22 protein-coding genes, 1 riboswitch and 2 other annotated features are annotated in these 21,767 nt (G+C 38.0%); all 22 genes read right to left on the bottom strand.

The window, feature by feature from the left end; genetic code table 11:
- Positions 1-10: 10 nt before the first annotated feature.
- The 22 genes from rplU to ccsA all read right to left on the bottom strand — a co-directional run bounded on the left by rplU (position 11) and on the right by ccsA (position 21,756).
- Positions 11-319 (bottom strand): 50S ribosomal protein L21, encoded by a 309-nt coding sequence (rplU, locus tag ACIQXJ_RS03045; protein ID WP_010860053.1) that lies wholly within the window; start codon positions 317-319, stop codon positions 11-13.
- Between the two features lie 14 nt (positions 320-333).
- Positions 334-409 (bottom strand) — a sequence feature (ribosomal protein L21 leader region).
- A 45-nt stretch (positions 410-454) separates the two neighbouring features.
- Positions 455-1,066, bottom strand: a complete 612-nt coding sequence (locus ACIQXJ_RS03040) for a zinc metalloprotease (RefSeq protein WP_340823411.1) — start codon at positions 1,064-1,066, stop codon at positions 455-457.
- Positions 1,056-1,610, bottom strand: a complete 555-nt coding sequence (locus ACIQXJ_RS03035; protein ID WP_403049485.1) for a peptidoglycan DD-metalloendopeptidase family protein — start codon at positions 1,608-1,610, stop codon at positions 1,056-1,058. Before ACIQXJ_RS03035 ends, ACIQXJ_RS03040 begins: the two co-directional genes overlap by 11 nt.
- A gap of 131 nt (positions 1,611-1,741) precedes the next feature.
- On the bottom strand, positions 1,742-2,539 hold the full coding sequence (minD, locus tag ACIQXJ_RS03030) for a septum site-determining protein MinD (RefSeq protein ID WP_172772210.1): 798 nt from the start codon (positions 2,537-2,539) through the stop codon (positions 1,742-1,744).
- A 1-nt stretch (position 2,540) separates the two neighbouring features.
- Positions 2,541-3,209 (bottom strand): septum site-determining protein MinC, encoded by a 669-nt coding sequence (gene minC, locus ACIQXJ_RS03025; RefSeq protein ID WP_403049482.1) that lies wholly within the window; start codon positions 3,207-3,209, stop codon positions 2,541-2,543.
- 29 nt (positions 3,210-3,238) lie between these two features.
- The gene (gene mreD, locus ACIQXJ_RS03020; protein ID WP_401009273.1) at positions 3,239-3,763 is read right to left on the bottom strand and encodes a rod shape-determining protein MreD; all 525 of its coding nucleotides are present in this window, start codon (positions 3,761-3,763) and stop codon (positions 3,239-3,241) included.
- Entirely contained in the window at positions 3,763-4,674 is a 912-nt protein-coding gene (mreC, locus tag ACIQXJ_RS03015; RefSeq protein WP_403049479.1) for a rod shape-determining protein MreC, read from the bottom strand. Before mreC ends, mreD begins: the two co-directional genes overlap by 1 nt.
- Positions 4,675-4,687: 13 nt before the next feature.
- The gene (locus ACIQXJ_RS03010; RefSeq protein WP_340823403.1) at positions 4,688-5,707 is read right to left on the bottom strand and encodes a rod shape-determining protein; all 1,020 of its coding nucleotides are present in this window, start codon (positions 5,705-5,707) and stop codon (positions 4,688-4,690) included.
- Positions 5,708-6,338: 631 nt separating this feature from the next.
- Complete coding sequence (gene radC, locus ACIQXJ_RS03005; protein WP_403054809.1) at positions 6,339-7,010, bottom strand: RadC family protein; 672 nt, start codon at positions 7,008-7,010, stop codon at positions 6,339-6,341.
- Positions 7,011-7,043: 33 nt separating this feature from the next.
- Positions 7,044-7,637, bottom strand: a complete 594-nt coding sequence (locus ACIQXJ_RS03000) for a Maf family protein (RefSeq protein ID WP_403049476.1) — start codon at positions 7,635-7,637, stop codon at positions 7,044-7,046.
- Between the two features lie 98 nt (positions 7,638-7,735).
- Positions 7,736-8,386, bottom strand: coding sequence for a hypothetical protein (locus ACIQXJ_RS02995; protein WP_403049473.1), 651 nt, complete (start codon positions 8,384-8,386; stop codon positions 7,736-7,738).
- Positions 8,387-8,739: 353 nt separating this feature from the next.
- Positions 8,740-9,999 (bottom strand): bifunctional folylpolyglutamate synthase/dihydrofolate synthase, encoded by a 1,260-nt coding sequence (locus ACIQXJ_RS02990; RefSeq protein ID WP_403049470.1) that lies wholly within the window; start codon positions 9,997-9,999, stop codon positions 8,740-8,742.
- Complete coding sequence (locus tag ACIQXJ_RS02985; protein WP_403049468.1) at positions 9,996-11,288, bottom strand: bifunctional folylpolyglutamate synthase/dihydrofolate synthase; 1,293 nt, start codon at positions 11,286-11,288, stop codon at positions 9,996-9,998. The genes ACIQXJ_RS02990 and ACIQXJ_RS02985 overlap by 4 nt, the downstream gene beginning before the upstream one ends.
- 141 nt (positions 11,289-11,429) lie before the next feature.
- The gene (locus ACIQXJ_RS02980; protein WP_403049465.1) at positions 11,430-11,831 is read right to left on the bottom strand and encodes a hypothetical protein; all 402 of its coding nucleotides are present in this window, start codon (positions 11,829-11,831) and stop codon (positions 11,430-11,432) included.
- Between the two features lie 87 nt (positions 11,832-11,918).
- Positions 11,919-12,020, bottom strand: a riboswitch (cyclic di-GMP riboswitch).
- Positions 12,021-12,145: 125 nt separating this feature from the next.
- Entirely contained in the window at positions 12,146-14,791 is a 2,646-nt protein-coding gene (locus tag ACIQXJ_RS02975) for a valine--tRNA ligase (protein ID WP_403049462.1), read from the bottom strand.
- A gap of 178 nt (positions 14,792-14,969) precedes the next feature.
- Positions 14,970-15,293: a binding site (T-box leader), on the bottom strand.
- A gap of 275 nt (positions 15,294-15,568) precedes the next feature.
- Entirely contained in the window at positions 15,569-16,255 is a 687-nt protein-coding gene (locus ACIQXJ_RS02970; RefSeq protein ID WP_403049459.1) for a valyl-tRNA synthetase, read from the bottom strand.
- 136 nt (positions 16,256-16,391) lie between these two features.
- On the bottom strand, positions 16,392-16,838 hold the full coding sequence (locus ACIQXJ_RS02965) for an SRPBCC family protein (RefSeq protein WP_401009282.1): 447 nt from the start codon (positions 16,836-16,838) through the stop codon (positions 16,392-16,394).
- A 118-nt stretch (positions 16,839-16,956) separates the two neighbouring features.
- Positions 16,957-18,249, bottom strand: coding sequence for a glutamate-1-semialdehyde 2,1-aminomutase (gene hemL / locus ACIQXJ_RS02960; protein ID WP_403049456.1), 1,293 nt, complete (start codon positions 18,247-18,249; stop codon positions 16,957-16,959).
- Positions 18,250-19,230, bottom strand: a complete 981-nt coding sequence (hemB, locus tag ACIQXJ_RS02955; RefSeq protein ID WP_403049453.1) for a porphobilinogen synthase — start codon at positions 19,228-19,230, stop codon at positions 18,250-18,252.
- Positions 19,227-19,988, bottom strand: a complete 762-nt coding sequence (locus ACIQXJ_RS02950; RefSeq protein ID WP_403049450.1) for a uroporphyrinogen-III synthase — start codon at positions 19,986-19,988, stop codon at positions 19,227-19,229. The genes hemB and ACIQXJ_RS02950 overlap by 4 nt, the downstream gene beginning before the upstream one ends.
- Positions 19,978-20,910 (bottom strand): hydroxymethylbilane synthase, encoded by a 933-nt coding sequence (gene hemC, locus ACIQXJ_RS02945; protein ID WP_403049447.1) that lies wholly within the window; start codon positions 20,908-20,910, stop codon positions 19,978-19,980. Before hemC ends, ACIQXJ_RS02950 begins: the two co-directional genes overlap by 11 nt.
- An 18-nt stretch (positions 20,911-20,928) precedes the next feature.
- On the bottom strand, positions 20,929-21,756 hold the full coding sequence (ccsA, locus tag ACIQXJ_RS02940; protein WP_401009287.1) for a cytochrome c biogenesis protein CcsA: 828 nt from the start codon (positions 21,754-21,756) through the stop codon (positions 20,929-20,931).
- Positions 21,757-21,767: the final 11 nt, after the last annotated feature.

The raw sequence follows: 21,767 nt of genomic DNA, 5'->3' as shown, positions 1-21,767 counted from the left end.
CACCTCACAATTAAGCATTGATTGATTCAACAACTAATTTTGTATAAGGTTGACGGTGACCTTGTTTACGACGGTAGTTCTTTTTAGCTTTCAATTTGAAAACAACGATTTTCTTTTGACGGCCTTCTTTAACAGCTTTAGCTGTTACTGTAGCGCCTTCTACGAATGGAGCTCCAACTTTTACGTTTTCGCCACCTACGAATAGAACTTTATCGAAAGTTACAACCTCGTCAGCTTCTACGCCTAATTTCTCAACATAGATTTCTTGACCAGCTTCTACTTTGATTTGTTTACCACCAGTTTCAATAATTGCGTACATTTTACTGCACCTCCTCTTAGACTCAGACTCGCCTGTATATGAAGGTGATCTAAAGATACTTAAACCTTCCCAGAGCGGTTGTAGTAGCACGGGTGCTACAAACAATAACATTAAAATACTACCACATGAATTCTATCAAGTCAACCTGTTCATTACATATTTCTCAAATGCTAAACGATACTTTCGATAATTCCATTCTTTTAGTACTTGCAACCATATAAATAGGCAAAGGACAGTCAAAAAAATGGATTGTGGCAAATTCACTAAGGTTACGATAAATAGTATAGTGGCAAAAATAAGTGAGAGCGAATAATAATATTCAAATACTCGCACACTTGGATAAAATAAAAATAAACATGCTAAAAGTATCCTTCCACCGTCCAGTGGAATAATTGGAATTAGATTAATTACTAGTAACACTAGCTGTACATTGACTAGTCGAATTGCAATTAAATCCGGCATGAAAAAAGCAAGACCAATCCCCAGTATAGTGGCGATTGGACCTCCTAGTGCAATCCAAAGTAGTGAAGATGCCTGCACAGCTGCTGGATTTTCAAATTCAATTTCCCCTCCATATGGTGCGATAACACATGATTTTATCTTCACGCCACAAAGCACCGCGGCCAATATATGGCCAGCTTCATGCCATAGCAGCGAAGTTAAAATAATTGCATAATAAGCAATCTGGCCACTGAAAATCATTAACAAAATCAGAGGGATACAGAGTAAATGCAATTTAACTTTCATCGTTCTCCGTTGTTTCAAGCCACTGCACAATTTGTTCTAAATCAAAATGAGTTTTGTCTTTCTCAATCGAAATATAGAGTTGTCCAGTCTGCTTCATACCGATTAAGTCATTGGCCTGTATAGTCGTGTATGGTAACTGCGCTAAACTATCAAGCATCCCATAGGATACCGTTGTGCCATCCTCATAGCTAACTGTCATTGTTTTACCGGTATATTTTGTATGGCCTGTAAAAACAACGAGCCCACTTTGCCCTGCATATACAGGAAGTCCAATATCATATTGTAATAAAAACCCTTCTTTAAAAACTTGCGCATTCGTGAACGTTAATAGTTCAGTTTGCCCTACATCACTTGAAACCATTATCGTTTCTTCCTCTTTTTTTAGCAGACTTTTTCCGAGCTCACTTAAATATGTTAAATCTGCTGATGTCGTTACAAGCTTTCGCACAGGTGTTTCCATTACGCCTTGATCTTCTAATCGAATCGCAAGCATAATTGCAGCCACAAGTAATATCATAACAATCCATTTCCATTTTTTAAACAAGCTCTCATCCTCTTTTTTCACACTATATGAGGCAGCATGTCCATTCATGCACGTAAAAAATGTGCCAGTCACTCACACAATTTGCTTTCAATAAAAAAACCTTTCCGCGCACATGCACGAAAAGGTTTTAATTATCTTGAAAATAATGCTTTAAGTTTTGAGAACATTCCTCGGTGCTCGTCCTCGATGGCCATCAATGGCACAGATTCACCTAATATGCGACGGGCAATATTACGGTAACCTAAAGATGCTTTATTAGTCGGATCCATAACGACCGGCTCACCTTTATTTGATGATGAGATAACACCTTCACTATCGACAATAATGCCTAATAGATCAATTGACAAATGTGTTGTAATTTCATTGACATCGAGTGTATCGCCGTTTTTCATCATATGCTGACGAATACGATTAATAATTAGTTTAGGAGCAGTTATTTCTTCTTGTTCAAGCAGTCCAATAATTCGATCTGCATCCCGCACAGCTGAAATTTCTGGTGTCGTTACAACGATTGCATGGTCTGCACCCGCTACTGCATTGCGATAGCCTTGCTCAATACCAGCGGGACAATCAATTAAAACATAATCATAGTCTCTCTTTAATTCCTCTACTAAGCTCTCCATTTGCTCAGGTGTGACAGCATTTTTATCTGTCGTTTGAGCAGCAGGTAATAAAAATAGTTTATCATCTACACGTTTATCTTTAATTAATGCTTGATGGATCTTGCATCGTCCTTCTACAACATCAACTAAATCATAAATAATACGGTTTTCGAGACCTAGAATAACATCTAAATTTCTCAAGCCAATATCTGTATCTACTAAACATACTTTTTTCCCTTGTAGAGCCAATGCAGTCCCGAGGTTAGCCGTTGTTGTCGTTTTACCGACACCGCCCTTACCTGAAGTTATGACGATCGCTTCTCCCACACTAGCTTCCTCCCTTAGACACATTCAATAATGGTCGAATATTTTTTAACGCATGAATTTGATCGTACGCAATACGCCCATCATAGCCAATAAATGCACAAGCCATGTCTGCTTGATTGATAGCTTTTACATGTTCATCTGACATTGCCTCAACCTGATCAGCAATCATGATATGTGTGGCTTCTAAACGAGAGGCAGCAATAATCGCTTCCTTATTCCCATGTACACCAGCATGTACAATTCCCTTTAGTTTGCCAAGGACGTATACATTACCACCAGCTTCTACACGCCCATTCGGATTCACATTCCCCACAATTACTATATCCCCCGAGGCACGTAGAATTTGTCCCGATCTGACCACTCCTACATATGTATCTTGTTGGCTTTCTATCATTTTCTGGTTGCTTTCATGGACAGTCAGTACTTCACTTTGCACTTTTGCTACAATTAACTGTTCTGATTCTTGAACAATTTTTACTAGCTCTTTTACTTGTTCATCTGAACAGTATCGATAGCCTAAATGTAATTGTACATCTACTTTACCATCGATACCGCCTTCTGAAACTTTTCGTTTTAGCTCTTCTACTAAATCGGCATACGAACATTGATCGTCTAAACGAAGAACAAAACCATCCTTTGTTCCCTTCATATTAACTAATTGTTTTTTCATGAATGCCTCACCCCACGTTGCTCTTGATATTAAGAAACTTCACGTGCTCTCTGTAAGACACGCGCATTAATTAGATACTTGAAGGCCCAACCAAGAATCATTAAAAATAACGTATTAGCAATGATTGTTGGTAGTAGTCGTGATTGTAAGAATTCCGTTAACGGTATCGTTGTAAAAGCGATTAGGTAGAAGAATTGATAAAGTACGAATTCTAAAATTGCTACTAAAACAACTGAAATAGTCGTTGTCACAACTAAGTGCTGATGAATTATTTTCACGATAGACCCTGCTAAAAAACAAATAAGCGGATATAGTACCGAATATAATCCAATAATATCAATGTAAAACACATCATACAAGACACCAAAAAAAAGTCCATACATTACCGCTCGTTGACGGCTGTAATAGATGGATATAAATATTAAGTATAAAATTAAAAATCTAGGTACTAGATAATAGATATGCCCTCCCACTTCAATCGGTGAGAGCATAGCAAACTCTGGTTCTAGTAAAAATAGCAATACTGCAACAGAGGGAATAAGAAACCGAACCATTACTTTTCCCCCTCTTCAGTAACCTTTTGTGGATTTGTTAAATCTCCATTTGTTGCATCTCCGTCAGACCCATCAATAACTGTTACTGATCGTTTTGCGATTACAACATTTTCTAAAATAGAAAAATCAGCAGATGGTTTTACATAAGCCATTTTCGTTAAGCCAAAATCATCTGTGCTAACTTCCGTAATTTCTCCGATTGGTACACCTTTAGGGAAAATACCACCAAGACCTGAAGAAACTACTTTTTCGCCTACTTTTACATTTAAGCTAGAATCGATTCGCTTCATAATGAGTTCATTTCGTTCTTTATCAAAGCCCTCGATTAAACCGTATGCCTCTTTTTCTCCTAAAACCATCGCTGAAACACGATAGTTAGGATTATTTGTATATAAAAGCTCAACCTCAGAGGTGAAAGGGGTCACTAACGTAATTTTACCGACTAGCCCTTTCGCTGTCATAACTGCCATATTTTTTTCTACACCATGAGATGAACCTTTATCTAAAATAATTTTTTCTTCCCATTGGTCAGGATTTCTAGCAATAACCGTTGCTTGAATAGGATTAAACGCCTTTAAACTTTCTGACTTTGTAAGTTCTAGTAGCTTTTCATTTTCAGATTTTAATACCAATGCTTCGGCTTGTACAGCTGCAAAATCTTCTAAGCGTGCTTTTAAACGTTTATTTTCTTCGTACGTGTTTAAGAGGGAGTCAATATTATTAAAAATACCAGTTATGTAATTCGCCGGCTTCGCAACAATAGATTGTGCGACGCCGACAGTATCTTTAATAATTTGCTCTGGTAAAGTTGCGTTCGTCCGATCTCGTAATGAGAAGCTAATCAATGCCACAAGAAAAACCATGCCCACAAGTAGCAGTATTACTTTCTTATTGAAAAAAAAATGTGGCATTGCCTAAACCTCCTTACCCTTTTACTTGTTGTTGACGAATTAAATCAATATGATCTAAAGCTTTACCTGTTCCAATAGCTACACAGTCTAAAGGATCCTCAGCAATAAATACAGGCATATTTGTTTCACGGCTAATAACTTTGTCTAAATTCGTTAATAACGCGCCACCACCAGTTAAGACAATACCTCGCTCCATCACGTCAGCAGATAATTCTGGAGGTGTTTGTTCCAACGTTTTTCGTACACCATCAATAATTGACGATACCGCTTCACGCAATGATTCTGAAATTTCCTGAGATGAAATTTCGATCGTTTTTGGTAAGCCAGTTAAAAGGTCACGACCTCTAATTTCCATTTTCTCATCAGGTCCTTCAGCAAACGCTGTACCAATTTCCATTTTCACTGCTTCCGCTGTACGTTCACCAATCGTTAAGTTATACGATTTACGGATATATGAAATAATCGATTGATCCATTGCATCCCCACCGATACGTACAGACTCACTTGTAACGATACCACCTAAAGAAATAACTGCTACTTCAGTAGTACCACCACCGATATCAACAACCATCGACCCTGTTGGATCCCAAACTGGTAGGTTCGCTCCAATAGCTGCTGCAAATGGCTCTTCGATTGTAAAGGCTTCTTTTGCGCCTGCTTGACGAGAAGCATCGATAACTGCACGTTGTTCAACCGATGTAATACCGTATGGCACACAAATCATTACATTCGGTTTTTTCCAATTACCGCCAGAATTCTTACAAGCTTCTTTTAAATAATATTCAATCATCGCTGTTGTAATATCATAATCAGCAATAACGCCATCTTTCATCGGACGAATCGCCACGATTGACCCAGGTGTACGGCCAATCATATTTTTCGCATCATTACCAACTGCAACGATGTCTCCTGTTTTCGTGTTTTTCGCTACTACAGAAGGCTCGCGTAAAACGATCCCCTTCCCTTTAATAAAAACTAATGTATTCGCTGTGCCAAGGTCAATCCCGACATCTTTACTACCTAATCCAAACAAATTGTGTACTCCCTTTCTATTTAAGCCATACTATCGTTGACATAAAATCATACCGTTCATTATAACGGATAAATGCAAGAATTTGTAGTGCCACATACCTCATCTTGCAGAAAACTTACTATTTTAATTCCCTCTTAAACTAAAAATAGTACGTATAGATTAGCATATTATTTTTTTTCATGTAAAACAACGCATTATAGGCTACCAATTTTTGTGAATGCTATAGATATTTCTACGAATACAATAACGTCATTCAATCAAAAAGGTTCATTTTTTTATTAAAGTGCTTAAAATTGCTTAAACTATACTGAAGCTAAAATATACTAGAAAAATTTTTTCTCCTAAAAAAAGCACGAGGGAGTATTAACAAAAGTATCAATCTAAAGAGCTCTGCAAAATATTTGCAGAGCTCAGCTTGTCGACAAAGCTATTTAATTTACAATAAGCTGTTCTGTAGTAAAACTAGCAAGCTCCACTACGGCGTATTTCATGCGGGAGCATCATGCTCCTTACTAATACGCGCATTTGGCGAACAAGGAGCTAAGTTAATTGTATGGCTTCTCTAGCTTGTCCAGTAAACGTCGTCCGTCCATATGCAAGACTTATTTAGGAAGCCTTTAATCGTACAGTGCTAAAAATAACCTTTTTCTTTTAAGCTAATAAATTGATGGTCACCGATGATGATGTGATCAAGTAATTCAATACCAATGATAAAACCAGCTTCCTGAATTCTTTTCGTTACCTCAATATCTTCCGGACTCGGTGTCGGCACACCACTTGGATGATTATGAGCACAAATAATAGAAGCAGCGGATCGCTTTACAGCCTCACGAAAAATTTCTCTCGGATGCACAATAGAAGCATTCAACCCCCCGATAAAAATCGTTTTTTTATGGATGATTTGATTTTTCACATCAAGAAAAAGTACAACAAAATGTTCCTGACTCAGAGAGGTCATATCAGGCATTAGGTATGCTGCGGCATCTTGTGGAGAACGAACAGTATACTTGTCATCATTTTGCTTTTGAGACAAGCGCCTTCCAAGCTCGATTGCAGCTAAAATTTGAATTGCCTTTACCTCTCCAATACCTTTTATGGCAACCATTTCTTCAATTGTTGCATGTTTTAAATGGTGTAAACGTTCAAATGTTCTTAAAACACGATTGGCAAGTACAAGAACTGATTCTTCCTTCGTGCCTGTCCTCAGTAAAATGGCCAGTAGCTCCTGATTGGATAAGCTCTTCGCACCCTGCCTTAAAAGTCTTTCACGTGGTCGATCTGCTATATTAACGTCGCGAATCATCATATCTGGTAAAACATCTATTGGCAATTAGCTTCACTCCTTCGCAAATTGGATAATATGTCGTGCTACCAATTGCGCATACAACGCTGCAAGTGGTAAGCCCACAACATTGTTATAATCTCCTTCAATTCGCTCAACTAAAAGGGTACCAGCTGTTTGAATACCATAACCGCCTGCCTTATCAAAAGGATCTCCAGATGCTACATACGCTTCTATAAGTTCCTGCGATAAAGTATGGAATACAACTGCTGTTTCTTCCACAAATGTCGTTTCCAATCCGTTTGGTTCAATGATGGCAACAGCAGTCATGACCGCATGACGCTTGCCTGATAAACGTGATAAGTGAGAAATTGCTTCCTCACGTGTTTTTGGCTTATGCAGTAGCTCATTATCAAAGACGACAATCGTATCTGCACCAATAATTGTTGCTTTTTGTTTTTTTTGAGCTACATCCCGCGTTTTTAGAAGTGCCACACCTTTTACATAATCTTGCATTGTTGTTGCTGTTACGCTTGTCTCTTCTACATTACTTGTCACAATTTCAAACGGAAGGTCAAGCATAGCAAGCAATTCTTTTCGTCTTGGTGAAGCGGAAGCAAGCACTAATTTATGATTCGTTTCAAACATTTTTTCACCATTCCTCCTTCTCTCTATCATAACGGAGAATGTGGTAATTGAAAATTTTCTAAAAATCAAGATAATGCACTTTTAGCTAAATTATCTACTTAAAATTTTGTTTGTAGACAGGCATTTTTTGATTTGTAATGCGCGAAAATTTGAAGGCGTATAATGCTTATATCATCGGAAATAGAGGTTGCGGCCTTGCCAATACTTTGCCAATCGGCAGGTAGCGTTGAATCATTTGCCGCCTCACTAAAATTTAATTTTTTAGTATTTTTATCAGCTAATACATTTGTTATTTCTGCAATTGTCGGCTCTTTACAACTATCGCCACTAACACTAAATGCTTTTTTAAATGTTGGGGGATCCTTTAAAAAAACTAAGTCATTTTCCTCTGTTACCATACTTGTCCACACATAATATTTACTCTCTACTTCTACTACTGCACTTTCCTGCAGTGAAGGATGCTCTGCTATAAATGCACTTGCACTTTCATAATTAGAAAATACACCAGCTTGACTCGCATAAAACATAGTTGAGGTCCCAGTACCTCCTGCTGTCGGTATTGTTTCTGAATCCGTCCCCGCTTGTGTTTCAGTTTCGTTTTTTGCTACCTCGCTGTCCTTTTTTAAAGAAAATTGGGTACTCGCCTGGAGAACGCCTAAAAAAATGGCTACACCAAAAAGCCCGACGATGCCACCAATTAGCATTGCGCGAACTATTTGTTTTCTTATTACCTGACTAACAATTTTCATACGTTCATCACCTCTTATTTCAACCTATCAAAATAAGGCTAAAAAAAGACGAGACTGCTGTCGTCTCGCCTAAAAAATTTATCGCTATTAACTCTCAAAAATCGTCCATAACTTTCAAAGCTCGTCACGTCTTCATATCTAGCCTGTGTTTTGGTGTTCTCTTGGTCAATTGGGCTAAGTATTATAGAAAGCAGTATATATAGCTTGTTTCAATCCTCTGCTGCTTTCAGGAAACCTGTTATCATCAAAAGTAATGTTACGTTGTTTTTAGTAGAACTATGGCGAATTGCTTGTCTTTCTAACAATTACATATACATAATTTGACGCAATGAGGTGAAAATGGCTTAACGTACCTAATTGTTTAATTGTAGCAATCTACTACGCACTTCTGTTAACAAATATAAAGAGCCTGATACAATTGTTCTACGTTTATTTTCCGATTGCTGCTGTATAAATTGAATATAATCACTTAAAACCGCTTTGTGCGGTGCATTACTTAGTTCTACCATATTTTTTGCTGACATTGCCCGTGGATTATCAAAATCAACAAAATAAAAGCTATCACTTATTTGCTCAAAGTATTGCAAAACTTCTTTTACATCTTTATCACCCAATATGCCTATCACGAAGGTAACCGACTCATCTGGAAATTCAAGACGAACAGTTTCTACCAATTTCTCTGCACTAGCAGGATTATGTGCACCGTCAAAAATAATATAAGGCATTAATTCTTCAAATCGTCCTAAAATACTTGCCACTTTAATACCATGGCGTATGCTTTCTTCGTTAATCGCAACGTCTAGGGCTGTAGCCACTTCGATAAAAGCAGTGATGGCTAATGCCATATTATTTCCTTGATGTGGCCCTTTCATATTACGCGTAAGATTGGAGATACAGATTTTTTTTTCATTATTTTTATAGCACTCATAATGATCCGATTGCTCAAGCGTAAATTGTTTTTTCAGCTCAAGAATTGGTGCTTGCTTTGCATGTGCTACATTCTTAATTATTGCCTTTGCTTCTAAGGGTACCTCACCTATTACAACAGGGCGATTTTGTTTAATAATCCCTGCTTTATGCTCGGCAATACTTTCGATTGTTGAGCCTAAAAATTTCGTATGCTCAAGCGCTATACTCGGAATAATGGAGACGATTGGCATCACTACATTGGTGCTATCTAATAAGCCACCCATTCCCGCTTCAATTAATGCTACATCGACATCACAATGAACAAAGTGCAAAAATGCAGCAACTGTTAATAGCTCGAAATCTGTTAGCTTACCGCTAAGTCCAGCGCTTTTCATTTGTTGAAAAACGCGATCCATCTCTACTTCTGTAATAGGCTTTTTCGTTACTTGAATTTGGTCATGCACATTTAAAATGCATGGAGACATAAACTTGCCTACTTTTAAGCCATGCTCCTGTGCAATTGACTCCAAAAATGTAAGCGTAGAGCCTTTGCCGTTCGTACCTGCAAGATGTACAATCTGTAGTTTTCTCTCTGGGTTTCCTACGAGTGCTAATGCCTCTTCAATAGCTTTTAGACCAGGCTTAATGATATCGTCGCTTGTTAATGCCCATTTTTTCTTATATATATCAAACTGTGGAATCATCGTACTTCCTCCTGCAACCATTGGCGAACTTCCGCTATAAAATAAAGTGAGCCAGTAATAACAACAATATCTTGAAGGCCCTTGCTTTGTATAACAGATCGGACGACTGCTTGCCAATTTGCATCATATTGTTTGTCATTATGCGTTGACAGCATCGCTAATTTTTCAGCTGGCATGGCATTTGGCAAGCCAATTTGCGTAAAGGACATGGATGAAGCGATTCCATCCATTAGAGCAATACTATTTGCATGATCCTTATCAGAAAGCGCTGCATAAATGAAGCGATAATGATGATTTGGATAGACTGTCTGAAGTGTTTGAATTAACGCGGCAGTTCCTTCAGAATTATGAGCACCGTCTAGCACGATATTATTTGGAAATTGTTCAAAGCGTCCTACCCACTGTGCATTTTGTAGCGCTTGACGCAAAGATAGTTCTGTTAGTTGAATATGACCTTGCTCACGTAAAATATCCATTGCTGTAATGGCAAGACTAGCATTCGCAATTTGATGCTCACCAGCCATTTTTAGTTGGATATCATTTATTTCAACATTTCCGTTACGATAGTTAAAGGTTTGCATACCAATCCCTTGATTTTTTGCCATTACGTAAAAATCGTTTCCTAAAACAAGGCATTTCGCATGACGTTCTTGTGCAACTTTTTGAATAACCTCAAGCGCCTCATCGTTTTTAACGCCTACCACAACAGGTACACCTTCTTTAATAATACCTGCCTTTTCAAATGCAACTTTCGCATACGTATCGCCTAAAAATGCAGTATGCTCCAATGAAATTGTCGTAATAATTGAAACAAGTGGTGTGATGACATTTGTCGCATCTAAGCGACCGCCAAGCCCTGTTTCAATTAGCGCAAAATCTACTTCTTCTTCAGCAAAATACTGGAACATAATAAGTGTTACGACCTCAAAAAAGCTCGGATAGTCCCCATTATAATGTGCCTCAATAATTGAAGCGATATTGTTCATATACAGTAAAAATTGCTCGTCAGAAATTTGCGTGCCATTGATAGTCATTCGTTCATTAACGCGCGTTAAATGTGGTGAAGTAAAAGCTCCTACTCGATAACCTGCATCCTCTAACATTTCCCTCAACACATTTACTGTAGATCCTTTGCCATTGGAACCAGCTAAATGTATAGTTTGTAGCTTGTTTTGCGGGTCTCCCAAACGGGCCAATACTTCACGCATCATTACTAATGGCTCACGTTTAAAATCAACTGCTTTTAATGTAAAAATAAAATCTGTACATGCTTTTATCGTTGTAAACAAAAGAAACACTCCCTCTCACTCTAGTATAAAGGGTGTCAGGCACACAAACAATTCAGACACAATTTTAAAAACACACAGAAAAGCACTTTAGCAGTGATTATCTGTGTGTTTTCAACTAGTTTATTTCAAATAAACAGCAAATTAATGTAATTGATGGACACCTAATAGCGCACCCATATCATCTAAAATAATTTTTGCATCATTATTTAAAAGTGGCAAAACATCCGACCTTTGCACTAATTCAAACGAGTTCTTTAATGTTCTTTTCAACATTGAAATATCAAAATTCGAACAATACTCATTAATCTGATTAATAACTAGTAAATCTGTACGTGTTAATGTTTTTTTCACTTCATTTTGTCCATTGCTATTCGCTAAAACATGTTTAATAAGAACGCGCCCGCTTGCGTTTAATAAGCGATAGTATTTCGCTTCCGATAGCTTTAGAAGATTTGCCTCTATCAGCCCTCTTGCATTAACAAAATCTAAATCATCACAGGCTTTGTTCACCTTCACTACTATTGTTCCAATGTTTCCAGACATGATAAACCTCCATTTTTATTTTTCATAACAAAGAAAAAAGCCATTCTAATCAACATAGAATAGCCATAAAAAAATGAAATTACTTTAAATGGTAACCAGGCAATCGTAGTTGAAAGAATACAATTCTCTCTTCACCTTAGACCCTAGGCTTTGCGTCCTAACCTTTCGGATAGTTTGCCTTTATCTATTATCCTAACTATATTGTATAATACTATACATTTTTACCTAACTCAATACATATCTTTTGGCTCATAAAAAGAAAAATAGCAGATGACTTTTTTCGCCATCTGCTATTTCTATAAATTACTATGTTATTACATATTTTTTAGTTCTTCTAAACGTTTTAAAACAACGGCATGTTTTTCTTCATAGTCAGCTAATTTTTCGCGTTCCGCGTTAACCAATGCCTCGGGTGCTTTTGAAACAAATTTCTCATTTGACAGCTTACCAGTTACAAGCTTCACTTCTTTAGCCCATTTTTCTAATTCTTTTTCCAGACGAGCAACCTCTTCCTCCAAGTTGATAAGTCCCACAAGTGGTAAGAATAGCTCTGCCCCTGTAACTACGGCAGTCATCGATTGTCCTGGCGCCTCTAAGCCTTCACCAATTGTTAATGACTCTGGATTACAGAATTTTTCTAAATAGCCTTTATTGGCTTCAAGAATGGCAACTGTAGCAGCATCCTTAGCAGAAATGTATAATGGTACTTTTTTGCTCATTGGTGTGTTAACTTCCGCACGAATATTGCGCACTGAACGTATAATATCCATAAGAAGCTTCATATTGTCTGCTTCCTCTGCAAAGTGTAGGTCTGTGCGTACAGTTGGCCATGCTGCAACTGTAATCGACTCACCTTCATGTGGTAAATGTTGCCAAATTTCTTCTGTAATGAATGGCATAAGCGGATGTAATAGACGCATTGTTTGGTCTAGTACATATGCTAGTATAGAACGAGTCGTTTTCTTAGCAGCTTCATCGTCACCATTCATTGGTAATTTCGCCATTTCAATATACCAAGAACAGAAATCATCCCAAATGAAGTTATATAGCTCACGACCTACTTCACCGAATTCATAGCGCTCTGCTAATGATGTTACACGTTCAATCGTTTCATTTAAACGAGTTAGAATCCACTTATCAGCCACTGATTTTTCACCAGTCAAGTCGATTTCATCATATGTCATACCATCCATGTTCATTAATGCAAAACGAGAAGCATTCCAAATTTTATTAGCAAAGTTCCAAACAGACTCTACTTTTTCCGTTGTATAACGTAAATCTTGACCAGGAGATGAGCCTGTTGCTAAGAAATAACGAAGTGAATCAGCACCGTATTTCTCAATAACATCCATAGGATCAACACCATTACCAAGTGATTTACTCATCTTACGTCCTTCACCATCACGTACTAATCCATGGATTAATACATCTTTGAATGGGCGTTGTTCTGTAAATTCAATACCTTGGAATATCATACGAGAAACCCAGAAGAAAATAATATCATAGCCCGTTACAAGCGTACTTGTTGGATAGTAACGTTGATATTCTTCATTTGCTTCGTCCGGCCAACCCATTGTAGAAAATGGCCATAGTGCAGATGAGAACCATGTATCTAATACATCTTCATCTTGTGTCCAATTTTCTGCATCAGCAGGAGCTTCTTTCCCTACGTAAATCTCGCCTGTTTCATTGTGATACCATGCAGGAATTTGGTGTCCCCACCATAATTGGCGAGAGATACACCAGTCACGGATATTCTCCATCCAACGAGAATATGTGTTTTCAAAACGTGATGGAACGAAATTCACTTTACCTTCCTCGTCTTTTTGAAGCTCTAAAGAGGCATCTGCAAGTGGTTGCATTTTAACGAACCATTGTGCTGATAGGTAAGGCTCTACAACCGCTCCAGAACGTTCAGAGTGCCCTACAGAGTGCATGTGCTCTTCAATATTGATTAAGACACCCGCTTCTTGTAAATCTGCTACGATTTGTTTACGGCATTCAAAACGATCCATGCCATTGTATTTACCAGCAAGCTCATTCATTGTGCCATCTTCGTTCATAACAAGAATTCGTTCTAAGTTATGGCGGTTACCAACTTCAAAGTCGTTCGGATCATGGGCTGGAGTCATTTTTACAACGCCTGTACCGAATTCCATATCAACATAATCATCTGCTACGATTGGAATTTCACGGCCCACAATTGGTAAAATAACTGTTTTACCAATTAAGTGTTGATAACGCTCATCTTTCGGGTGAACTGCTACACCAGAGTCACCAAGCATTGTTTCAGGGCGTGTTGTTGCAACTTCTACATAGCCCGAGCCATCTGCTAACGGGTATTTCATATGGTAGAATGCACCTTGAACATCCTGATAGATTACTTCAATATCCGATAAGGCTGTTTTCGCTGCTGGGTCCCAGTTAATAATACGCTCACCGCGATAAATTAAGCCTTTTTCATATAATTGAACGAAAACCGTTTTAACAGCATCTGATAGACCTGTATCGAGTGTGAAACGTTCACGAGAGTAGTCTAATGCAAGGCCAAGCTTCGCCCATTGTGAGCGAATGTGCCCAGCATACTCTTCTTTCCACTCCCAAGTTTTTTCTAGGAATTTTTCACGTCCTAAATCATAACGTGTAATATTATCCTCACGCAGTTTTGCTTCTACTTTTGCTTGAGTTGCAATACCTGCATGGTCCATTCCTGGTAACCAAAGTGCATCATAACCTTGCATACGCTTCATACGGATTAAAATATCTTGTAGCGTTGTATCCCATGCGTGACCAAGGTGTAATTTACCTGTTACGTTCGGCGGTGGAATAACGATGGAATATGGTTCCTTTCCGCTTTCAGGTTGTGCTTCGAAAAATTTACCTTGTAACCACCATTCATAGCGACCCGTTTCAATTGATTGTGGATCATATTTCGTTGGCATTGAAATGTTTTCTGTCATATTGTCTCCTCCTGTTGGTAAATAATTTTGACATACGTCAGCTTTGGCAAACTAGATAACCACTCGTCTTGATTTTTCAGTGTATTCACACCGAGTAAATCCGTGACAATTGCACGTGGCTTATTCGCTAATAAAATGCATACATCTTTTTAGCAAATAAAAAAACTCCTATCGTCAACAAAAGGACGAAGGAGTTTAAGTTCGCGGTACCACCTTTAATTCCAGCATTTTAAGATTAGTACTCTTACACATCACTATTTGTCATTTAATAAGTGCTCTAAATGCCCTTATCATCTCGAAATAATGATTCATGCTTGATTTACTTAAGCTTATTATAGCTGGCTCTCAATTCGTTAACGGTGTTTAACCGGCTTTAACTACTACTAGTTCACTAAAGCTGCTCGAGGGCTACGTTCAATTACGCACAAATAGAAACTTTTCAGCTACCGTTTCCTCTCTATAAATGCACAGATAATCTACTCTTCCCTGTCATAGCATCCATATTCGATTTTACACATTGTACCGCAAATTCATGTATTTTTTCAAGTGATTTCGTCAATTTCAGCTAGTCTTAAAAAGTAAATAGAAAAGGAAGTGACTATTCATATGCGACGACGTAAGTATAACCCTTGGCTTTTACCACCTTGGCTACGACAATTCCGATTTTATTGTAGAACAATTATTGTACCGATTTGTGGTTTTCAGTTTATACGTGTCATAATCATCCCAACTTCTGGCGACCTTATCATCTTATTACTTTTACTGCTTCTATGCTATTTACTTTTGAAAGATATCATTTGATACACGAACTTTGAGTGGTGTATACCCTTCTGTTAAATCCCATATCATCGTCGGCACTTCATGCCAGGAACTTGATTCTCTTACAGCAGTAAGGCTTGAAGACTCTCTAAGGACGATTTTTTGCTCGGCAGGTGCCGATTGTTTAGATTTTGAAGTAGCTGCACTAGCTTCTACAGTTGTCGGTTGCTTTACTTGAACAGATTGCGCAACAAATGTAGACTCTTCCACTGCATCAGGCGTTGTAGCTTCTACAAGCTTTTCTTCAAAAGCATCAACCTGTTCGACTACTGGCATCGATTCGCTAAACGTACTTGTCACTGTCCATTCTAGTTGGCACTTTTGATTGGTAAGTATCGGACGAATGTCTTTTACCATTATATCCTCAATCGCTGCATCTTTTGGTAAATCAACATTTAATGGGACCGCATACTCAAAATAACCTGTGTCTCCTTGAACATCAAGCGCATCAATACTTATTAAGTCTTCAGCATCCATGAAAGTTTGCATGTCTTGAAAATCAAAGCGTACATGCGCTGTAATATGATAAATACCATTTAATCTTAGAGAATCTTCTAATTGCATTGACTGCCATTGTGGCTTTATCTGTACAGCAGCAATTTCTGTTGGGCAACCGTACCCCGGAAAACAAAATGTCTCACGCATATTCCAAGTTTTCTTTTCGATAATAATCCCTCCCTTTGCATCATATGAATTGCAATTGGAATGTATGCTAGCCAACTAGCAAGTTAGCTTTCATATAAAAAGCATGCCCGATTTTAATCAGGCATGCTTTTTATGCTTAAACGTTCACCATTTTAATTTTATTTGCTACACGATCAGTTAAAACTTGGGTAGCTTTTGGAACGATTGGCTTAAAGATAGGGTTTAAAACAGGACCAGCTAAGCCCCCTGCTGTTACCTCTAAAAAGCCTGTCATTTTTGTATTGTCTGCATCAATGCTTTCAGCAAGGAAATATCCGTTTCCTGTGAAATTATCTGATAACCCTTTTAAATTGAACGTTACTTTTGATGGTGCTGTCCACTCTAAAATTGTAATTTCTACTTCAACTGTTTTTTTCAGTACGCCAACATTACCTTTAAATGTCCATGTAGATTGCTTATCATCTATCATTGTATGTGCACTATAGCCTGGGACAAGCTTTGCCCACTTTTCCATATCGCTAACAAATTCCCATACATGCTCGATTGCTACGGGTACTTCTACTGAATGTGTGCCTGTTGCCATTTTAATTCACTACTTTCTATTATGAATAGTTTTATTATAAACTAAAACGCCCACAATTTGGCTATGCTGAAAGTTTTAATTTTAATAAAAAAAGCCACCCTAAATGGATGGCTTTAAGTTATTTTGCTAATTGTTCAAACACTTTATGGAAGGCAGCGACAGTTTTCGTGATATGCTCCTCTGTATGTGCAGTCGAAATAAATAACCCTTCAAATTGAGAAGGTGGTAAGAAAATACCTTCCTCTGCCATTAAGCGGAAATATTCCGCAAATAATTGTAAGTCAGACGTTTTTGCTGAAGCAAAATCTATTACATCTTCATTCGTAAAGAAGAAACCAATCATAGAGCCTGCACGATTAACAGTATGTGGAATATTGTATTTTGTAGCAGCTGCTCGGAAACCTTCCTCTAATTGATCTCCTAATTTTTTAAAATACTCATAGGAGTTTGCATCAAGGCGTGATAAAGTTTCATAGCCTGCTGTCATTGCTAATGGATTACCTGATAGTGTGCCAGCTTGATAAATCGGACCAGCTGGTGCTACTTGCTCCATAATTTCCTTTTTACCAGCAAACGCACCTACAGGAAGACCGCCACCAATTACTTTTCCTAGCGTTGTCATATCAGGTGTTACACCAAAGTAACCTTGAGCACAGCCATAGTCAACACGGAAGCCCGTCATTACTTCATCAAAGATTAACAATGCACCATGTTTAGTTGTTAACTCACGTAAACCTTCGAGGAAACCTGGTTGCGGCGGTACAACGCCCATATTACCTGCCACAGGTTCAACGATAATTGCAGCAAGCTCTGCACCAAATTTTTCGAATACTTGTTGAGCTCCTTCTAAATCATTATAGGCAACCGTTAATGTATTACGTGCAATATCTGCAGGTACACCAGGGCTATCAGGTAAGCCTAATGTTGCGACGCCTGAGCCAGCTTTAATAAGTAATGAGTCACCATGACCATGATAGGATCCTTCAAATTTCAAAATTTTATCGCGTCCTGTTACACCGCGCGCTACACGTAATGCAGACATCGTTGCCTCTGTTCCAGATGATACAAAGCGAATCATCTCCATCCCAGGCAGACGATCTAATACTAATTTAGCTAATCGATTTTCTGTATAACTAGGTGCGCCAAATGAAGAGCCTTTTGCTGCAGTTTCAGCAATAGCTTTTACAACGTCTGGATGAGTATGACCTAAAATTAAAGGCCCCCATGATAATACGTAGTCGATATATTCATTGCCATCAATGTCTTTAATAATTGCACCGTGACCAGATTCCATAAATATCGGGTCCATATTTACAGATTTAAATGCACGAACTGGGCTACTAACCCCACCTGGCATTAAGTTAATAGCTTCTGCATATGCTTGCTTTGATTTTTCATAAGAACGCGCCATTTATTTCTCCTCCAACCAACGTGCTACATCTTTAGCATGATATGTGATAATTAAATCAGTGCCTGCTCGCTTCATGCCTAACAATGTTTCAAGCACGACTTTTTTCTCTTCAATCCAGCCATTAATAGCTGCAGCTTTAATCATTGCATATTCACCAGATACGTTATAGGCAACAATCGGCAATGTATAGTTATTTTTCATATCTCGAATAATATCTAAATAGCTAAGAGCTGGCTTCACAATTAAGAAATCTGCACCTTCTTCGATATCAGATTCCGCCTCACGGAAAGCTTCCATACGATTTGAAGGATCCATTTGATACGATTTGCGATCACCAAATTGCGGTGCTCCATCAGCCGCATCACGGAAAGGACCATAGTAGCTTGATGCATATTTTACGGCATAAGACATAATCGGTACATTTTCAAATCCTGCTTCGTCAAGACCAGTACGTATTGCAGCAACAAAGCCATCCATCATATTCGATGGTGCAATAATATCTGCCCCTGCTTGTGCTTGAGATACAGCAGTGCGTGCTAAAACATCAAGAGAAGCGTCATTTAAAATCTGATCGCCCTCGATTAAGCCACAATGACCATGGTCTGTAAATTCACAAAGGCATGTATCGGCAATAACTAAAAGATCTGGATAACGTTCTTTAATAAGGCGTGTAGCTTCTTGTACAATACCATGATCATGGAAAGCACCTGTACCCACCGCATCTTTTTCCGCTGGTAAACCGAATAAAATAACAGCAGGTATACCTAAAGCAACCACTTCATCAACTTCAGCACCTAGGTTATCTAATGAAAATTGAAAAACACCTGGCATAGACTGAACTTCATTTTTAATATTTTCGCCTTCAATAACGAAAATCGGATAAATTAAGTCCTCTTTGTGTAAATAAGTTTCTTTTACCATAGATCGAATCGTTGCATTTGCGCGTAAACGACGATGTCTTTGAAATTGTAAATTTGTCATTTTCTTTCCTCTACTTTCGTTAATTCCTCGATGACTGCTTGCATTGTATAAACACTCGGCTTAATGTCTACAGTAGCACCGTGGTTTAAAATAGCTGCTTCTGTAATATGACCGATTGCTGCCACACGTACCGTTTCCCAACCAACGATTGATGCTACATCCATTGCATATACGTCCACAGCTGAAGGACTTGCAAATATTACTGTGACATCTGCATGCTTCTGAATGCAATCAATAATTACTTGTTTTTGGTCGTGGCGCTCAATCGTTTCATAAACGGTCCATTCTTTAAGTTTAAAGGGCAAACCTTCCTTTAATGTTTTTTTCGCTTTTTCCCCACGAATAAATAAACAAGTTGGATTTTCCCCTGCAATATTTGGAAACTCTTTAACAAATACATCAGCACTAAATACTGAAGGCATGAAGCTAACATGAAAACCTAACTTTTCTAATGCCTCAGTCGTTTTAGTTCCAATAGATGCAATTTTCCCTTGAAAATGACTTGCACGTAAATGACTGCGATCCATCTTCTTTGCAAAAGCATCTACCGCATTTTGACTCGTAAAGATTAGCCAGTTAAATTGACGCGCACATTCTAAATGCACGCCATCATTTATATCGATAATTTCGCAAGTTTCTATCAATGGGGCAAAAACTGCCTGACCACCTAAAGAGGAAATATCTTCTACAACTGTTGCTGTTTTAGATGTTCCTGTTAAAACGATTGTTTTACCCTGTAAAGGTAAACTATTTTGCATCTTGCTCTGCCTTAACACGTTGAATTAAATCATAGGCACCTTGCTTCGTTAACATCTCTGCAAGTTCTTTGCCAATTGTTTCGGCATCAATACCATTTACAGTCTCTTTATAAATTACAGATGCATCTGGTGCAGCAACTAAACCTGTAAGTGTAATTTCTTCCCCATTAAGCTTTGCATACCCTGCGATAGGTACTTGACAACCGCCATCCATAGCTGCTAAGAAGGCACGTTCTGCATGTGCCTCTTGCCATGTAGCATTGTCAGTTAATTTTGCTAGTTCAGCTAATAATTCAGCGTCATCTCTACGGCATTCAATACCTAATGAACCTTGCGCTACTGCTGGCAAGCAATTTTCAACTGATAAAAATTCTGTTACGACATCCTCGCTCCAGCCAAGTCGTTTTAACCCTGCAGCAGCTAAAATAATGGCATCATATTCTTCTGTTTCAAGTTTTGCTAAACGTGTATCTACATTTCCACGAATCCATTTTATTTCAATATCTGGACGCATCGTTAAGAGTTGAGCGCTACGTCGTAGAGAACTTGTCCCTACTACCGCTCCTGCAGGAAGATCTGCAAACTTCACATGACCTTTAGAAATAAATGCATCACGCGCATCTTCACGTGGTGGAATACAACCAATGACTAAACCTTCAGGTAGTAACGCAGGCATATCCTTCATAGAATGAACAGCAAAGTCAATTTCCTTATCAAAAAGTGCCTGTTCAATTTCTTTTACAAAAAGCCCTTTACCGCCAACTTTAGAAAGTTGAACGTCTAAAATTTGATCGCCTTTTGTTACAATTTCTTTTACTTCAAATTCAAACGGCGCACCTGCTGCCTTTAGCTCATTGATGAACCAATTTGTTTGCGTTAATGCTAATTTACTTCTCCTAGAACCTACAATAATTTTTCTCAACAGTCTCCAACCTTTCTTCTAATACCATAAATGGAATCGAGATAAGCTACTCCCTAAAAAGAAGTTTACGACAACTAATAAATAAGCATAAATATGTACCCACGCATAATTAGTGCCTGTCAGCTTACTTTTACGATTCACATATAAAATACAGCAATATAATACTAAAATGATAAAGGACCCTATTATCTTCGCATCAAAGATAGATAAACTCTCTAATCTTAATAATGCCCATTCAAACCCTAAAATTAAACTTATGAACAGCATTGGAATACCAACAAAAAATGATATGTTCATCCAATTGCTCGTTTGCTGTAGTGACGGCAAACGTGTCCATAGTTGTGACCACTTTTTCTTTTTTAATAAGCGATATAAGATTAAATACAATATCGCAAATACAAAAGTTAATGTAAAAGCGGCATACGATAAGATCGCAAATGAAATATGGATAAAGAGCATTTCAGAAATTAAAGTCTCTCCTACTGCACCCGTTGGTCTTTTCGGCATAAATGTGAATATACTAGCAAATACAAATCCTAATATATTAATAATAAATACTGGTAAATCGACTCTCGCTATACAATGGAGAATAATCGACAGTGATACGAGTAACCAGGAATAGAAAAGAATCCCCTCATACAAGGATAAAATCGGGAATCGTTTTGTTTCTACAAAAGTTAATATAATAATGGCACTTTGAATTACCCATACAAATGAAACAAGCCAAAAAGCAATGCGCCTTGCTCGTACTTGCTTATAAAAGTAATCAGTAAAGTAAAACACTAGACTGATCGCGTACAAGACGATCATTACTTCATAGAGCCTTGTCATTGTCAAATCAGCCAATGGACATCCCT

Source organism: Lysinibacillus sp. NPDC097868 (assembly GCF_044761135.1).
GTDB lineage: Bacteria > Bacillota > Bacilli > Bacillales_A > Planococcaceae > Lysinibacillus.
This window is presented reverse-complemented; position numbering and strand designations above follow the sequence as displayed.

Bases quoted from the DNA above. Each gene is read 5' to 3' on its own strand.
- rplU (WP_010860053.1), bottom strand. From the start codon at position 319: ATGTACGCAATTATTGAAACTGGTGGTAAACAAATCAAAGTAGAAGCT.
- ACIQXJ_RS03040 (WP_340823411.1), bottom strand. From the start codon at position 1,066: ATGAAAGTTAAATTGCATTTACTCTGTATCCCTCTGATTTTGTTAATG.
- minC (WP_403049482.1), bottom strand. From the start codon at position 3,209: ATGAAAAAACAATTAGTTAATATGAAGGGAACAAAGGATGGTTTTGTT.
- mreD (WP_401009273.1), bottom strand. From the start codon at position 3,763: ATGGTTCGGTTTCTTATTCCCTCTGTTGCAGTATTGCTATTTTTACTA.
- mreC (WP_403049479.1), bottom strand. From the start codon at position 4,674: ATGCCACATTTTTTTTTCAATAAGAAAGTAATACTGCTACTTGTGGGC.
- radC (WP_403054809.1), bottom strand. From the start codon at position 7,010: ATGATTCGCGACGTTAATATAGCAGATCGACCACGTGAAAGACTTTTA.
- ACIQXJ_RS03000 (WP_403049476.1), bottom strand. From the start codon at position 7,637: ATGTTTGAAACGAATCATAAATTAGTGCTTGCTTCCGCTTCACCAAGA.
- ACIQXJ_RS02995 (WP_403049473.1), bottom strand. From the start codon at position 8,386: ATGAAAATTGTTAGTCAGGTAATAAGAAAACAAATAGTTCGCGCAATG.
- ACIQXJ_RS02990 (WP_403049470.1), bottom strand. From the start codon at position 9,999: ATGATTCCACAGTTTGATATATATAAGAAAAAATGGGCATTAACAAGC.
- ACIQXJ_RS02980 (WP_403049465.1), bottom strand. From the start codon at position 11,831: ATGTCTGGAAACATTGGAACAATAGTAGTGAAGGTGAACAAAGCCTGT.
- ACIQXJ_RS02975 (WP_403049462.1), bottom strand. From the start codon at position 14,791: ATGACAGAAAACATTTCAATGCCAACGAAATATGATCCACAATCAATT.
- ACIQXJ_RS02970 (WP_403049459.1), bottom strand. From the start codon at position 16,255: ATGCGTGAGACATTTTGTTTTCCGGGGTACGGTTGCCCAACAGAAATT.
- ACIQXJ_RS02965 (WP_401009282.1), bottom strand. From the start codon at position 16,838: ATGGCAACAGGCACACATTCAGTAGAAGTACCCGTAGCAATCGAGCAT.
- hemL (WP_403049456.1), bottom strand. From the start codon at position 18,249: ATGGCGCGTTCTTATGAAAAATCAAAGCAAGCATATGCAGAAGCTATT.
- hemB (WP_403049453.1), bottom strand. From the start codon at position 19,230: ATGACAAATTTACAATTTCAAAGACATCGTCGTTTACGCGCAAATGCA.
- ACIQXJ_RS02950 (WP_403049450.1), bottom strand. From the start codon at position 19,988: ATGCAAAATAGTTTACCTTTACAGGGTAAAACAATCGTTTTAACAGGA.